This window comes from Pseudoalteromonas sp. SR44-5 (assembly GCF_014163675.1).
GTDB classification, from domain to species: Bacteria; Pseudomonadota; Gammaproteobacteria; order Enterobacterales; family Alteromonadaceae; genus Pseudoalteromonas; species Pseudoalteromonas rhizosphaerae.
In genome coordinates, this window is the sequence record NZ_JACJDT010000056.1 from 1 (window position 1) to 16,701 (window position 16,701).

Consider the following 16,701-nt stretch of genomic DNA (forward strand, 5'->3'; position numbering starts at 1 on the left):
GCTTGAGTGTCAATTACTCCGCCGTTTTCAGTATCAGACGCGGTATTACCTGCCGCATCAGTGACGCTGGCATCCACTTGGAATGCGCCCTCTGCAAGCGGCGTCGGTATATCCACCGACCACGTGCCATCTGCCAGTACCGTCGCGGTTAAGGTTTGCACGGTGCCGTTCGCATCTGTCACGGTGATACTTACCAATCCACCAATTTCATCACTGCTACCAGTGATGGTTGGCGTGGCATCGTTCGTTGCAGCAAGTGGATCAATATCAAAAGTAGGCGCTTGAGTGTCAATTACTCCGCCGTTTTCAGTATCAGACGCGGTATTACCTGCCGCATCAGTGACGCTGCCATCCACTTGGAATGCGCCCTCTGCAAGTGGGGTCGGTACATCCACCGACCACGTACCATCTGCAAGCACTGTCGCGATTAAGGTTTGTACTGCCCCCGTCGCATCAGTGACGATGACACTGACGATGCCGCCAATTTCATCACTGCTACCGGTGATGGTTGGGGTGCTGTCGTTCGTCGCAGCCAACGGATCAATATCAAAAGTAGGCGCTTGAGTGTCAATTACTCCGCCGTTTTCAGTATCAGACGCGGTATTACCTGCCGCATCAGTGACACTGCCATCCACTTGGAATGTGCCCTCTGCAAGTGGGGTCGGTACATCCACCGACCACGTACCATCTGCCAGTACCGTCGCGGTTAAGGTTTGCACAGCGCCAGTGGCATCAGTGACAATCACGCTGACGAGACCGCCAATTTCATCACTGCTACCAGTGATGGTAGGCGTGCTGTCGCTCGTTGCAGCAAGCGGATCAATATCAAAAGTAGGCGCTTGGGTGTCAATTACTCCACCGTTTTCAGTGTCGCTGGCGGTATTACCTGCCACATCGGTCACGCTGGCATCCACTTGGAATGCGCCCTCTGCAAGTGGTGTCGGTATATCTACCGACCACGTACCATCTGCCAGTACCGTCGCAGTTAAAGTTTGCACCGCACCGTTTGCATCTGTCACGGTGATACTTACCAGTCCACCAATTTCATCACTGCTACCAGTGATGGTTGGCGTGGTGTCGTTGGTTACAGACAACGGATCAATATCAAAAGTCGGTGCAAGTGTGTCAATGATCCCCGTTGCCTGAGCATCACTTGTTAAGCCATTTACAGTGATACTTGCATTAACCGTAAATTCACCTTCGGCAAGCGTATCTTGTGCATCTACACTCCACACACCTGCTATGACGGTTGTGTTCAGAGTTTGGCTATTATTATTACTATCAGTAATTACCACGGTGATAAGTGTACCGTCAGGGGCATCAGACGTACCACTAATGGTTGGTGTTACATCATTGCCATCAGCAACCGTATCGATACTAATACTTGGTGCGTTACCATTTAAAATAAAGGTATCAGAGGCCGTTGCTTGATTACCTGCAGTATCCGTTATGCTCGCATCGACATTAATGGCGCCGTTTTGTAATGCAATAGGTACTTCTACTGACCAACTGCCATCGGTATTTACTATCGCGGTTAAGTTTTGTGAATTTACACCATCGGTAACAACTAAGCTCACAACACTGCCCGCTGGTTCATCAGTTTGACCACTAATGATCGGCGTACTATCGCTAACTGTATCTAAATTATCAATCGTTAATATGGGAGCGGTAGTGTCAATTATACCCGTTGCATTATCAGACACGATATTGCCTAAGCTGTCTGTTAATGTGGCATTAACGCTAAATCCACCCTCAACTAATGCAATTGTTGGTGTAACACTCCAATCACCATTATTGTCTACTTGTGTCGTTAATAATTGCGTTTGACCATCAAAACCAGTTATCAACACACTGACAGTATCACCTGCAACAGCATTAAGACTAGTTCCTGAAATGCTTGGAGTCGTGTCGTTTGTTTCTCCAATCACATCAATTGTCACTGATAGTAAACTCGAATCAATAAGACCGGTTTGAGTATCTGAAGCTTGATTGCCAGCATTATCTGTCACTGATGCAGTAACGCTATAGCTCCCTTGCGCGAGTGCGCTGTCAACTTCGATAGCAAAACCTCCATCGGCAAGCACGCTGGTCATTAATGTTTGTTGCACACCATTTGCATCGGTTACAACAATAGTAACCATAGTACCAACTGCCACACCGCTGACTTGACCCGAAATAACCGGCGTATCATCAGCCGTATTTGCCAATGGCTCTAAATTAATAGTCGGTGCAGTAAGATCAATTAGGCCTTGCGCAACATCAGTTGCTTGATTACCCGCGGTATCTGTTACTGACGCAGTAATAGAAAACTCACCTTCGGAAATTGCTTGGTTAGTGCCAACTTGCCAACTACCATCAGCATTCACTGTAGTGGTTACAGTTTGCACTGTGCCTGCACTATCAACCAAAATCACAGTAACTAAAGTACCTGCTTCAACACCCGAGACTACACCTGAGATAATCGGAGTCACATCATTAGAATCAGCAAATGAGTCAATACTGATGGTCGGAGCAGTCAAATCAATTAGCCCTGTTTCGGTATCTTGGGCTGTGTTTCCTGCTGTATCTTGCGTTGTGGCTGTCACCGTATATGGCCCTTCGGCTAAAGCACTGGCCACTGCTATGCTCCAAACTCCACTGGCATTTATTTGTGTGATAACCGTTTGTTGCTGACCGTTACTATCTACAATGGTGACTGTTACTTGGCTTCCGGCAGCCAACCCTTGGGTAATACCTGAAATCGTCGGTTGTTGATCATTACTATCTACTAATGGATCGATATTGATCAGTGGGGCAGTTAAATCTATAGTACCCACTGCCGACGCTGAGCTGCTATTACCAGCTGGATCCGAAACGATGGCTTGTACTGTATAATCGCCCTCCACCAATGCATTAATAACGTCAACTTGCCAATTGCCATTGCCGTCGGTTGTAGCCGTCAGCGTTTGCTGTTGCCCATCACTGCCTGTAACTAACAGAGTCACTGTTGTACCTGGCGGCACATCTAATACTGAGCCTGATATTAATGGTGTTGTGTCATTGCTATCGTTCAATTGATCAATCGAGATGACTGGACTGGTTAAATCTACTACACCAGCTGCACTATCTTCGGCTTGATTACCAGCGCTATCAGCGACGCTGGCTGTCACTGTAAATTGACCTTCAGCCAGTGCATCAACAACCTCTACAGACCAACTGCCATCAGCTGTAACCGAAGCAGTTAAAGCTTGCGCAACGCCGTCACTAGCTACAACGGTTATTGATACAAGCGTACCCGTAGCTACACCATTTACCGACCCCGTCAATGTAGGAGTCACGTCATTGGTATCAGCAATTGCATCAATCACAATTACTGGCGCGGTTAGATCTATAATGGCTGTAGTTTGTGCATTACCTTGGTTACCAGCTTCATCAACCGCATTTGCTTGAACACCATAAGGACCTTCAGCCAAAGCTGCGGTGGTAACACTCCAATTACCTTGCTCATCAATTTGCGTCACAAACGTTTGCACTTGCCCACTGCTATCAGTCACCGTAAGCGTTACATCATCACCGGCCACCAGCCCGACTACGGAGCCTGTAATTACTACCACTGGCGATGTCGAATCAGCAAGTGTATCAATACTCACAAGCGGTGCTGTGGTATCAATATCGGCAGCAATGTTATCTGAAATTGGATTGCCATCTGGGCCTGTTGCTGTAACTTCAACAACAATTGGGCCATCTGGTAATGGTTCTAATTCCGGTGAGGTGAAGGTGCCGTCAGGTTGCACAACAACATCAATCGTTTGTACATTACCCAAAGCATCGGTGATTGTAATTAATACTGTTTGACCCACTAAATTAGTCGATGCACCTGAAATAATCGGTTGCGGGTTATTAATTAAGCCAATGTCATTTAACTCTAAACTACCAATTAACGCGGTTTCGGGCACCACCCCATCGGTCGTATCACGAAGAGAAAAAATGCCATCATTGTTAGCTGTAAAACTATCATCAAAAGATAAACTACTTGGATCAATACCCTCAGCGATACGTGCAAGTTCCACAAAGGAAGTACCTCCACCAGAACCTGTTGCAGCATTACCACCAGCGGCAGTTGCTTCTAATGTATCCAGTAAATCACCACCACTTTCAAGGGCACTCAAAAAATCACTGACATCTTCACTTAAAGGAGAGGAGGATGCCTCATCTGCAGTATTCGGTTGGTTTAAGCTAGCAATGGCATCATCAATACTATCATCAAAAATTGTTGTTTCTGAGCTATCGCGGGTCGTTTCGGCAACAAGGTCGGGGGTGATTCTTACCCGTTGATTGGCAGGAATAGACAGAGACATACCTTTGATATCGATCATAACCGAGGAGTTCTCAGCAGTGATAATAACATCACCAACCGTCAGCGCGTCCCCCAACGATAATGCCCGAATTGAACCATCTTCTAAAACAATCCCAGCTGAGCCTTGAATGTCTATGATCAGTAATTGATTTGCGTCCATTTTGCTGCCTTTAATAAAGAGTTATACCTTTGTATTACTCAAATTTAGGACATCACAGCCAAAAGGATACTGGACTAAAGTACAGGTTTTGAATTTTTAAAATTGTATTAAAAGATTAAAAAACTGGTAGAAATTAATTTTTGTGCTTTATCAAAGTTCTATTTGCACAAATTGATTTCGTTGTCTAAAACTAAATTTAATTGCCCATAAATTTGGATCTAAGAGGACGAAATGGCTAAGAAAACTAACTTTACCGGTACTAGATTTACAACTCTAATTGGTTTGGTTTTAGCTGCAAATGGATTTACCCCCAATCTTTATGCAGAACAAACTTCGATCATGCCTTTAACTTATGTAGCCGACAAAGCGATTGCGAGCAACCCAGAAGTTCAGCAAGCTTGGCATGCTTTTAAAGCATCTGTTTATGGCATTGACGCAGCACAATCTGGGTATTTACCGACCCTAGACGCATCAATCAGTGCCGGCTATGAAAAGCGCAACTACGGCGTAGAAGATGAATACAATCGAAATACGGCAGAGTTAACATTACGACAAATGCTCTATGATGGTTTCCAAACATCTAATACAGTTAAACGCTTTGAGCGAATTCAGCTCATTCGCTATTTTGAAATGCTCTCCCAAGCAGAGCAAACCGCCCTGCAAGCAAGCGTTGCCTACCTTGATGTACAGAAGTTCACCACGTTAGTTGAGCTGGCACAAAAAAATCTTCAAGAGCATGAATCGGTTTATCAGCAAATTGAGCAAAGTGTTGGTGCTGGAGTTGCAAGAGCTGCCGATCTTGAACAGATCAGCGGCCGCCTATCACTTGCACAATCAAATGTAATGACTGAATACGCAAATCTCCATGATGTTAGCGCACGCTACTTACGCATAGTCGGCGAACTTCCTCAGCAAGGCACCGTGGCTGCAAAATTAAATGAAGACAGCATCCCCATTTCGATTAATCAAGCTCTTGATATTGCCTATAAAAACAGCCCAAATTTTTATGCATCGCTCTACAATATTGAAGCGCAGCAAGCAAATGCCCAATCGCAGAAATCCGCCTTTCATCCAAAGGTTGATTTATCCGCCCGATATGGCTCCCAAGATCGCGATGAACTTGGTTTTAATCAAACCCGTACCGAAGCCCGGGTTGGGATTGATGTACGTTACAATCTCTATAACGGGGGCCTCGATAGCGCTAATTTAGAACAAGCTTATCAAGAAGTTAATATTGCAAAATACCAGCGAGATCAATCCTGTATCGAAATTCGTCAAAATCTGCAAGTTGCTTATAACAATGTCAAAGTACTTGAAAGTAAATTACCAGCCCTTGACCAGCATCGCCGCTCATCAGACAAAGTAAAAGTTGCCTATAAAGATCAATTTGATATTGGTCAACGCATGTTATTAGATGTGTTGGATGCAGAAAACGAGTCATTCCAGTCAAACCGTTCCTATACAGCAGCACTTTATGAACGCCAAAGTGCCATATTAGCGATGCTAGCAGAAATGGGAAAACTACTTCCGACACTTAATGTAAGCTCAGACAAATTCCCGAAAATCACTGAATTAACAGATGATACTATTGCCCATAATGCCGAGTTTATCTGCCCTAAATACGATGTTGCAGCAACAATCAATCGGCAAGCATTTTTGCAAAAAAAAGCCCAACAAGATAACGCCTATATGAGCATGACTGCGATGCCCAGTTATCTCAATGCACCGACCTTAAATAGCAGTACATTTAGTGATGATGATAATGACGGTGTTGCCAACGAACAAGATGATTGCCCTTCGACCCCAACCTTGACTGAGGTAGATGAAAAAGGCTGCACTAAATACAACAGTAATACTAGTAACGTCGAGATCGGTATTCCGTTCGTGGCTGATTCAAGTGTTGTGCGCCCTGAGTATTTGCAAGAAATCGCACGCCTCGCTGATTTTTTAAAATCACACCCATCTAAAAATGTTGAAATACAAGGGCATGCTTCACTCGAAGGGCCTGCTCTTTACAATAAAAAACTATCAGAAAAACGAGCATTCTCCGTGGCTGAAATTTTAATTCAGCAATACGGTGTTGCCCCTAAACGAGTTAAATCACTCGGTTATGGAGTAGATAAACCAAGAATTAATGAGATCTCTGTTCGAGCTAATGCCGCTAACCGCCGTATTGAAGCGGTGATCACAGACACAGAAACTGGCAATAGCTTTGTTGCGGCAAGTTATTAATCTGAACTAGTTAAACAATATAAAGTGGTATTGGAAGCTATATGGAAATAGATGATGAAATCGGTCATGGTGGTATTTTAGTCGACTGCTTAGCAATTTTATGCCACTACCATGATCGTGAATTTTCCCGCGAAACCTTGCTAAATGGGCTTCCTCTTGAGCAAGGTAATCTTACTCCTTCTGGTTTTTCAAGGGCTGCAAAACGCATTGGTTTTAAAACTAAAGTTGTAAATAAACAACTTATTAAAATCAATACGGCATTATTACCCGCTATTTTACTACTAGAAAATAATCAAGCCTGTGTGATCACTGCACTGGATCTGCAATTACACACCGTAGAAGTTATTTACCCTGAACTCAGCGATTCGGCAGTAACCTTACAAATTACAGATCTGAGCAAAAATGCCACTGATATTGTTATTTATACACGTCCTGAATTCACCTTTGATGCCCGCTCGCCAGTGCTGCAAAAACTATCTAAAGACGGCTGGTTTTGGGGCGTGATAAAAGAATGTCGATCCTTGTATAAAGACGTGATTATTTCAGCCATTGCACTAGGCGTACTTTCAATTGCGATGCCATTATTTGTTATGAACGTGTATGATCGAGTGGTACCAAATCAAGCTGTTGAAACACTATGGGTATTAGCCATTGGCGTATTAATCGCGCTGACCGCCGACTTCATTTTAAGGTTAGTACGCAGCTATTTTGTCGAACTCGCAGCAAGTCGTATCGACGTAAAAGTCTCCGCAGTTATTATGGAGCGAGTACTGGGTATGCAGTTAAAAAACCGCCCTACATCAGCGGGCTCATTTGCCAGCAATATCCAGTCATTTGAAGCTGTGCGAGGATTTTTCAGCTCAATCACGCTTATCGCTTTGGTTGATTTACCCTTTGTACTTTTATACCTCACCGTGATTGCTATCATTGGCGTACAGCTTAGTATCCCGATCATTGTCGGAGCACTGTTGCTACTATGCTATGCCTTAGCCGCCCACCGTAAATTAGAAGCGCTATCAGAGCAAACAATGAAAGCCAGTTCAATGCGTAATGCTATTTTAGTAGAGAGTCTCACCAATATCGAGGACGTTAAAAGCTTTCATAGTGAATGTAAAACCCAGGCTGCATGGGAAAAATCAACCATTTATATTGCTCGGGTTAATGCACAGAGCCGGCTGATCTCCGGTTCAATTGCTAACTCAGCCACTTGGCTACAACAATGTGTTGGCGTGATAATTATGATTATTGGGGTGCACTTAGTTATTGCTGGTGATTTAACCCAAGGAGGCTTGATCGCCGCCTATTTATTATCTTCACGCACTATGGGGCCAATCGGTCAATCTGCCGCTGTGTTAGCACAATTCCACCATGCCGCTATTGCCATGCATTCACTCAATGAAATAATGGAAAAAGAAGTTGAGCGCCCTGCAGGAAAGCATTGGTTAAGTCACCCTGTTTTACGTGGTGATATAGAGTTTCATGATGTGCACTTTAAATATGCTGATGACAGTAACGAAGCATTATCAGGTGTATCATTTAAAATCAAAGCAGGTGAAAAAGTGGCTATCCTAGGACGTAATGGCTCAGGAAAAAGCACCCTAGAGAAGTTAATCCTAGGGCTGCATGAGCCAAATTCAGGATCAATTTTAATTGATAACACCGATATTCACCAAATAGATCCCGCAGAATTACGCCATAACATTGGTTATGTTCCACAAACTATCTCACTATTTTTTGGCACCCTCAAAGACAACATCACCTTAAGTGCATGGCACGCCAAAGATGAACAAATTATTAGTGCTTGCGAGCATAGCCAATTATTCGATCTTATAAACTCTCATCCTGATGGCTTTGACCTACAAGTTGGCGAACAAGGTCGCTTACTTTCTGGTGGACAACGCCAAGCTGTGGGAATGGCTCGAGCATTGATCAATGATCCACCCATACTCATTCTCGATGAACCAACCTCAGCACTGGATCATAATAGCGAAGCCAAAATCATCGCCAATTTAAAACAACACAGCCAAGATAAAACCTTACTTGTTGTTACTCACAGAACCTCATTACTTGAGTTAGTCGATCGTATTATCGTAATTGATAATGGCAAAATTATCGCTGATGGTCCCAAAGCACAAGTGATCGCCTCTTTGAATAACCCGGCTGTGGAGCGTACTTCATGAATAAAAGCAAACTCACGTTAGAGCAACGTTCATTTGAATCAGTCGGACGTGCCATTGAGGCCAGTAAAGGGCAAAAGCCATCAATATTTAATAACTTATTTAAAGGTTGGCTATCCCCACCTAATAGCCAAGATTGGGTGGTCGATGCACAATGGGAAAAAATGCAACAGCAACCAGCCAGTGCCAAGTTACTGCTATATTTAATTTGTTTAAGTATGGTGTTGCTGGTTGTTTGGTCTGCATTTGCAAACCTAGATGAAGTTGCTCGTGGTGAAGGCCGAGTGATCCCATCAAATAAATTGCAACTGATCCAATCCTACGATGGCGGCATGGTAGAGCAAATTAATGTCCGCGAAGGGCAAATCGTCAATGCTGGCGATGTATTAATAAAAATAGACCCTACCAGATATATTTCGAACTTTAGAGAAAACCAGTCAAAAGTGTTGTCACTCAGTGCCAAAGTAGCGCGTCTTGAAGCTCAGACTAAAAAACAACCGTTAATTTTTGAGACTAAACTCACTGCTGATGCGCCGGGAGTCGTGATGCACGAACAAGCACTTTACACCAGTAATAACCAAGAGCTTGAACAACAAGTCGCAATTCATAAACGCCAATTAGAACAACGCCGTCAAGATCATATCGAAGCACAAGCAGCCCTGCAACAGCATAGCAATGCCTTACGATTAATAAACCGCGAACTACAAGTAACCCGCCCATTACTACGCTCAGGCGCAGTATCTGATATCGATATTATTCGTTTAGAACGCCAAGCTGTTGATTTAAATGGTGAGATAAACCGCACTAAGGCTGTTATTAATCGTAGCCTTTCTGCTATTAATGAAGCGAAGAATAAAGTAAACGAAGTCGAATTATCTATGATAAACCGTTGGAATAATGAGCTTTCTGAAGCACGGCTGCGCCTAGATGCAATTAAAGAAACCGAATCTGGTTTAGCAGATAAAGTCACCCAAACTGAAATTCGCTCTCCGGTTAATGGCACTGTGCAACGCCTGATGGTCAATACCGTCGGTGGCATTTTACAACCTGGTAGTGATGTACTTGAAATAATACCGCTGGATGACCAACTGATTGTAGAGGCCAAAATCCCTCCGAAAGACATTGCTTTTTTACGTCCGGGACAAGCTGCAATGATCAAATTTAGTGCTTACGATTTTGCGATATACGGCGGACTAAGCGCCGAAGTTATACAAATTAGTGCCGACACGATTACTGATGAGCGAGACAACACGTTTTATTTAGTACAGCTGAAAACGGACAAAAGCCACTTTGCCGAAAACCTAACAATTATTCCAGGAATGACAACTCAGGTAGATATTATTACTGGTAAAAAAACCGTGTTGGAGTACTTGCTTAAACCGGTATTACGAGCAACCTCATTAGCAATGACTGAGCGTTAATTAATATTATTCTTACATTTTTAATATGGAACTATAATGCGCCAAAGTGTCTTTATCACCGAAGCTAAGTTTATTTCACCTCACTGGCAAGCAGCCTACCCTGAATGTGAAATACGACAGCAACAACCACACAATATTACAGCAGATACTATTTTATGGATCTTAGCTGGCAGTCCTGATTGGCTTAGCGTAGTACAAAGGTACAGTAAAAATCGCATTCCAGTGATTGTGATGAGCAAAGAGTTAAACATGGCAGAACTCTGCGCTGCGCTGCAAGTGGGAGCTCGCGGTTATGTTGAAGCATTTGCCAGTAAGGTAATTATAGAGCAAGTGGCAGAAACCGTTATCAGTGGCGGCATCTGGTTACCGGGTCAGTTGCTATCAAATTTAGTCGGCGTGCTCTCAAAGCAGTCAATCAGTTATCAGCATGCTTGTGATCTAACACTATTAACCAAACGCGAACACCAAGTGGTCGATATTGTTGTCACAGGTGCCAGTAATAAAATGGTTGCAAAGCAATTAAACATTACCGAACGTACCGTTAAAGAACATATGAGCTCGATTTTTAACAAGCTCAAAGTTCGTGACCGTATGCAATTGATGCTCGCAGTAAAAGGAAGTTAAAAAATTGAGAATTCAATTTCTAATACTTGTGCATCTTCCGTAATGTTATAAATCAACCGCATTTTTCTACATTAAGAACCAGAGTACAAACGCAATACTATGTCCGTAGATTAGAGTCTACCTTGGGCAGAATACACAACCCTATATTTTATTCTTCCGCGCTTGCTTTTACTTCATCATCAACTGGTTGCGATACTATGCCATCGAATCCTAGCCCTTGTAATGTCACCTGATCTTCGGGGTTATTAACGCCCTCAGCAATGACTTTTATACCAATTGAATGAGCTAGTGCGCACACTCCTCTTAAAAAAGTCTGATTATCTTGGCTGTAACTAATATTGTGTCCGTAAATACTATCAATTTTAATCATTTCAAGACCTAACTCATGAATTTTATCTATTTTAGTGAAAGCTGGCCCGACCCGTTTCAGTGCCACTTTTGCTCCCATACTTTTCACTTGCATACAAAAATCTTTAAAAATAGTCAATTCAGCAACAGCTAAACTTTCACGTATATCAAAACAAATATGCGCTGCTAATTTTGGAAACGCCAATAAATAAGTCAATATCGCAGCAAGCGCGGCATCATCTAATAATGTTTCTTGTGATAATTCCACCGATATAAGTTTTAAATCCTCTCGCGCTTCAAATGTTTGTACCAGATATTTGATCAAGCCCCAGTCTAATCGAGCAAGTAACTTCAATCGTTTTGCCCATTGCCAATAATAACCACTGCGATAAAGTTCACCATTGAGCAATAAACTCAAGCTCACTTGGTTTTGTAATAACTTACCCGAAAAAGATTTAACCGGATAAAGCAACACATCTAAATCATTATTATCTAACGCGCGCTCAATCGCCTCACGCCAACTAGCAGCGTCAGAAAATAATTCATTGCGCTGCTTATTATTATTAATTTGAACCTGTATTGTCGGCTCTGCCACGGCGGCTTTTAATAAATTATCGACCCGTTTTAATAATGTAAAACGGCTATCTTCACGCTCTATATAACTACAACTGTGTGGGATAGTTAAACCAATATGACTGTATTCTGCCAGTAATACTGCATGTTGCTTAAGTACCTTCGAACTCAGACTTTCGATATCATCAGTGTCATTTACCAATACCGCAAAATCGCTATGAGACATACGGGCAATATGACTTGCTGAAAAACGATCTTCATTGGCTTCTAAAAAAGCGACCAATGTTTGTGTAAAGCGACGTAAAAAAGCCACCATCTCAACACGATTGATTTGCTCACTGATCAGGTCAAGATTGACAATACGAAATAAAAATAACGCGCCATGAGCATGTTCTTTTGATTGCTCCAATTGTGCTTCTAAAGTGGCACAAAAATACTCTCGATTCGCCAAGCCAGTTAATTCATCGTGCTGGCTTTTAAAACGAAACTCCTCTAAGCGTTTATTATCTTCTTTAATAATACGACTAAAGCGCGTTGACAGAAGATTCATCGAACTAACTAACCGAGCAAATTCATACGTTTTTGGTACTTTAGATTTAATAAAACGTTTATCACCTAGCGCATTTGCTTGCTGCACAACATCATCTAACGGGCGTAAAATTCGACTTAAAAAATGAGCACTCGCTATACATGCGGTAATCGCCACCATAAAAAAACTCCAGAATAATCGAATCGCGCTCTCCCATAGCGCTTGCTCTGTGTATTGACTATGGCTTTCTACATATAAAGTACCAAACTGCTGCCAGCCATCGCTCACTTGCGCAACGCCTGGCATCACATGTAATTGATAAAGATGATGAAACCAAAGTGGCGCCGATGTATCAAATTCACCACTAAATACTCGTTTTACGATCGGTTCACCTTGCGGGTCCTGCAATTCAATACGTTGGTAGTGCCCTGTATCAAAAGTAGCAGAAATAAGTAGCTCTAATTCAACATGATCTTTATGCAGCTGACTGAGCATTAAAGCCAAGCCATTAGCATTATCAATATTTTTTAAATACAACTGAGAAGAAAAATACTGTTTAGCCGAATACGTACTAATGAGTACACTACTGACGAAACCAATAATTATGACCACTAAAATAGCCAACCACAGTTCTTGGCGTAAAGTGATCTTACTTTCACGTTTAAATAAGGACATAAATGACATCACCAGATAATTCCTTCTTGTTGTGTTTGTTCAATAATTCGTCGCCAGCGAGATAACCTAGCAGTTGGATTGGCAACACTTTGGGTTGAGTTGTTCGCCCACAAGCCTTGGCTGTTAAAACTAAAAACGGGGCTTAGATCGGTGCGTTTAGCGGCAGGCAGTACTTTTGTTATTAAACTATCTAATATCAGCGGTTGTGCATTAGGAGTAACAAAATACCCCAACACCATATGCGCCTGAGTTTGTTTTGAGTTAGGACCGCCGATCTGTGCTTTAACGTAGATCAAACGTAACTTATCATCTTCAATGCCTAGTACTCGCAGACTAATATATTTAGCAATCGCATAATCTTCGCAGTCACCAAGGCCTTTGCCTAATGTTTCAAGTGGCGTTGCCCAGTAATCATTTTGCTGCCATAGCTCAATATCAGTACGATAGCGTAAGTTGCGAGCAAAAAAATTATTTACGATTAAGATTTTTTGTTGCTCAGTTTGATTCTGTGACTGAACCAACATCGTTTGCCAATTACGTGCTACCGCTACGCGCGTTGGTCCAAATTGCAGGTTCATTTTTTCTAAAAAGACATTAAATTGGATGGGGAGACGATCGGCAAAAACCACACTGGTAACTAATATAAACAATAGCGCAAAATGCAGTAACGGGCAGTTACTAAACTTTCGCAAAAGCACGCAGCCAAAGTGTAAAACGCTCACTGACGCGACCATAAGTATATTAATAAAAACCGAGTTATTTTTTTACGTGCCACAAGCTTTATTCAATAAAAAACATTAAATAAAGCATAGCACTGAAGTATTCACTGTGAGATATTTTAGCGTGTATTTTGTTAGTTACTAACATAACTAACAACGAATTTATTAGATCAAGCGTTTTAGTAATAAGTTACTTTTTTAACTTCGCGTGGTTTAATTTCACCTATGTATAAGTCATGCACCCGCTTCATATCAAGTTGTAACTCTGTGGCATAGGTATCACCTACGGCATAGGTTTTAATTACTTGTGCGCCTTTAATAATCCCTTGTACTTGCCCTTGCAAGTGATCGTTTTGTGCAATACTGCCTTGCACTGTGGTGCCTGCGGTAATTTTTTGCCCATATACTTGCTCTGCAAGCTCACGATACGCTTCTAGTTTTGATGCTTTAATCGCCATTAATGAGCGTTGTGATTGGTTATCACCCGGTTGCGCACTGATCGGCGCATAACCCACGGCTTTTAGAATTGGGTAGTTATCTGGCTCAATATACTTATATTCCACATGTTTATCAAAAATACTGCTACAGCCAGCTAGACCTAAGCTTGCTAATATACAAATTGAAATCACAATACGCATGGCTTCTCTCACGCTTTAAAAGAGTCATTAATAACTAAATCAATGCACGATCAATGCCATAATTAACTGCTATGACGGTTTTAAAGCAACCTTGCAAAACAATTGGTACAGTCCTTGCTCTGTCACTGTTAATAGCAAATGTATATTCATGGGGTTAGGGTAATGAAGCGAATTTTATCAATGGTAGTAATCGCCAGCAGTTGGCTAAGTATTAGTCTATTCTCCTCCCATACAGTTGCCCAATGGTATGAATCAACCGGCCATGCAAGCATTAGAAATAATGATATCAGTGCGGCAAAATCGGCGGCAATAAAAGATGCTATCACCCAAGCTTTAGTGTTCTCAGGGGCACGCGTCAGCTCAATGCAGACCTTAGTAGATGGGGTGTTAACCCAAGATCAGCTAAAAATAAACAGCCATGGCGAAATTCAAAAGATAGAGATGATCAGCGAAGATCGTAAAGCCGATCAATTTGCAATTACTTTGCGCTTGGATATCTTCCCTCAACAAGAACACTGCCCTGCGAACCAATTTACTAAATTTGTTGCGATCACCCAAACACAATTAAATAATCGCGAACAAGCGAAGATGGGTCAAATATTTGACATTAATAAAGCCACCAGCGAAGCACTCTACAAAACGTTAAATCAATCGGCTATGAATGCTAAACCAACGGCTTATTTTAATTTTCCGATCCGCGTTGGCGAATTTTTTAATCAACAATACGATTACAGTAATGCCCTATTAGAAGAAATATCGAGCCGCAGTAATTCTCAGTATGTATTGTTAAGTCAAATTGTTGATATCTCAAATGGCGATAAACTCAATAACAGTTATGCTTTTTGGCAGGACGAAACCTACCAACGTTCATATAAAATAGATTTTGCCTTGTTTGATGGCACCACTTACGAGCGAATGTGGCAAAAAAGTTATCGCAGTCAAGCTATCTGGCCATTTGAAAAAACTGCAATTATTGACGTGTTTAGTGATAAATTTTGGAGTTCAGATTACGGCCAAAATATAGCCGACATAAACCAAACCGTTAGTTACGACTTACAAGCCGCAATGGCTTGCCTTGAAACCCAAGGTAAAATATTACATATAGAAAACAATAAGCTAATTATTAATTTAGGCAAAGCCCATGGTATTGAAAAAGGCCAACGCTTAAATATTGCACATCATAACTATTTAACCGATGCAGCGGGAAATAAAATGCCACACCTGATCACCACGCTCAATCAAATACAAGTTGAGCAGGTATATCAACAAAGTGCGGTTGCCGTCAGTATTGACCAACAACCACTGCCTAATATTCAAATAAATGATGTAGTAGAACTGACTAATTTAGAGCCTTAGTTAATTGTTGGTGTAAGCTTGGGTGCTCAATAAGCCAATTAGCAAGTAATTCAATGCCCGCTAAATGCGGGTAATGTTTACGACAGGTCAACACTACACTTCGCTGTTGAGTTGGGAAGATTGGCAAGTAGCTAATACCTGCGCGCTCTGTGCACGCAAGCTTAGGCACGAAGGTTACCCCATCATCCATAGCCACCAATGCTAATAAGGTTTCTAAGCTATTACCTCGGTACTCATTGGACACATCAACCCCAGCGGCAAAACAAAATTGCTGGGCTTGATCTTTAAAACAATGACCATCGCTGAGCATCAATAAACTGCACTCTTGTAGCTCATCTAACACTATTTTACTGCGTTTTGCTAAACTATTTTGCGCTGACATAGCGACCAAAAAGTCTTCTTTATACAATTTAACTGTATGATAAAGTTTAAGTTCAGGCACATCTGCTAATATAGCGATATCTAACTCACCGTTATCCAGTGCGCTTAATATAGTCGCGGTTTGCATCTCAACAAAAGCAAATTGGCTATCAGCAAACGCTTCTTTCATCGAGGTGAGTAAGGTAGGTAATAAATACGGTGCAATCGTTGGAATAATGCCTATTCTTACTTTACCTTGTAGTGGCGACGATGACGTTGCTGCTAGCTCTTTTAATATTTGGGTTTGCTCTAAGATCACTTTGATCTGTGTCAACAAACGTTCACCTTGAGCCGTTAAAGTAACCTGCTTAGTAGAGCGGTCAAATAAAGTAACACCCAGCTCTTGTTCAAGTTTTTTAACCTGTCCACTGAGAGTGGGTTGACTGACAAAACATGCATCGGCGGCTTTACGAAAATGCTTAAAGTGCGCAATCGCTTTTACGTATTCAAGATCTTTTAAATTCACTGCAAACTCATAATTAATCGGTAATAC

At 42.0% G+C, this 16,701-nt stretch carries 10 protein-coding genes; 5 read left to right on the forward strand and 5 right to left on the reverse strand.

Translation table 11 applies throughout. The annotated features are described in order from the left end of the window. Positions 1 to 4,496: retention module-containing protein (locus tag H5154_RS20360; RefSeq protein WP_182719446.1), on the reverse strand; the 4,496-nt coding region annotated here is incomplete at its 3' end. A gap of 231 nt (positions 4,497 to 4,727) precedes the next feature. Here H5154_RS20360 and H5154_RS20365 point away from each other — a divergent pair. Genes H5154_RS20365 through H5154_RS20380 form a run of 4 tightly spaced genes read left to right on the forward strand, consistent with a single transcriptional unit; the run spans position 4,728 to position 10,950 of the window. Further along, the gene (locus H5154_RS20365) at positions 4,728 to 6,728 is read left to right on the forward strand and encodes a TolC family outer membrane protein (RefSeq protein WP_182719447.1); all 2,001 of its coding nucleotides are present in this window, start codon (positions 4,728 to 4,730) and stop codon (positions 6,726 to 6,728) included. Positions 6,729 to 6,769: 41 nt separating this feature from the next. Then, entirely contained in the window at positions 6,770 to 8,908 is a 2,139-nt protein-coding gene (locus H5154_RS20370) for a type I secretion system permease/ATPase (protein WP_182719448.1), read from the forward strand. Continuing rightward, entirely contained in the window at positions 8,905 to 10,326 is a 1,422-nt protein-coding gene (locus H5154_RS20375) for an HlyD family type I secretion periplasmic adaptor subunit (RefSeq protein WP_182719449.1), read from the forward strand. The genes H5154_RS20370 and H5154_RS20375 overlap by 4 nt, the downstream gene beginning before the upstream one ends. A 36-nt stretch (positions 10,327 to 10,362) precedes the next feature. Continuing rightward, positions 10,363 to 10,950 (forward strand): response regulator transcription factor, encoded by a 588-nt coding sequence (locus H5154_RS20380; RefSeq protein ID WP_182719450.1) that lies wholly within the window; start codon positions 10,363 to 10,365, stop codon positions 10,948 to 10,950. Between the two features lie 148 nt (positions 10,951 to 11,098). Here H5154_RS20380 and H5154_RS20385 read toward each other — a convergent pair whose 3' ends face one another. From H5154_RS20385 to H5154_RS20395, 3 genes are all read right to left on the reverse strand, one after another. Then, on the reverse strand, positions 11,099 to 13,084 hold the full coding sequence (locus H5154_RS20385) for a LapD/MoxY N-terminal periplasmic domain-containing protein (RefSeq protein ID WP_220493430.1): 1,986 nt from the start codon (positions 13,082 to 13,084) through the stop codon (positions 11,099 to 11,101). After that, positions 13,084 to 13,797, reverse strand: coding sequence for a transglutaminase-like cysteine peptidase (locus H5154_RS20390; protein ID WP_310736626.1), 714 nt, complete (start codon positions 13,795 to 13,797; stop codon positions 13,084 to 13,086). The genes H5154_RS20385 and H5154_RS20390 overlap by 1 nt, the downstream gene beginning before the upstream one ends. A 176-nt stretch (positions 13,798 to 13,973) precedes the next feature. Further along, positions 13,974 to 14,432, reverse strand: a complete 459-nt coding sequence (locus tag H5154_RS20395; RefSeq protein ID WP_145239567.1) for an LPP20 family lipoprotein — start codon at positions 14,430 to 14,432, stop codon at positions 13,974 to 13,976. Positions 14,433 to 14,594: 162 nt separating this feature from the next. Between H5154_RS20395 and H5154_RS20400 the strand changes: the two genes are divergently transcribed. After that, entirely contained in the window at positions 14,595 to 15,788 is a 1,194-nt protein-coding gene (locus tag H5154_RS20400; protein WP_182719453.1) for a flagellar assembly protein FlgT, read from the forward strand. Here H5154_RS20400 and H5154_RS20405 read toward each other — a convergent pair. Continuing rightward, positions 15,772 to 16,674, reverse strand: coding sequence for a LysR substrate-binding domain-containing protein (locus tag H5154_RS20405; RefSeq protein WP_182719454.1), 903 nt, complete (start codon positions 16,672 to 16,674; stop codon positions 15,772 to 15,774). The genes H5154_RS20400 and H5154_RS20405 overlap by 17 nt on opposite strands. Positions 16,675 to 16,701: the final 27 nt, after the last annotated feature.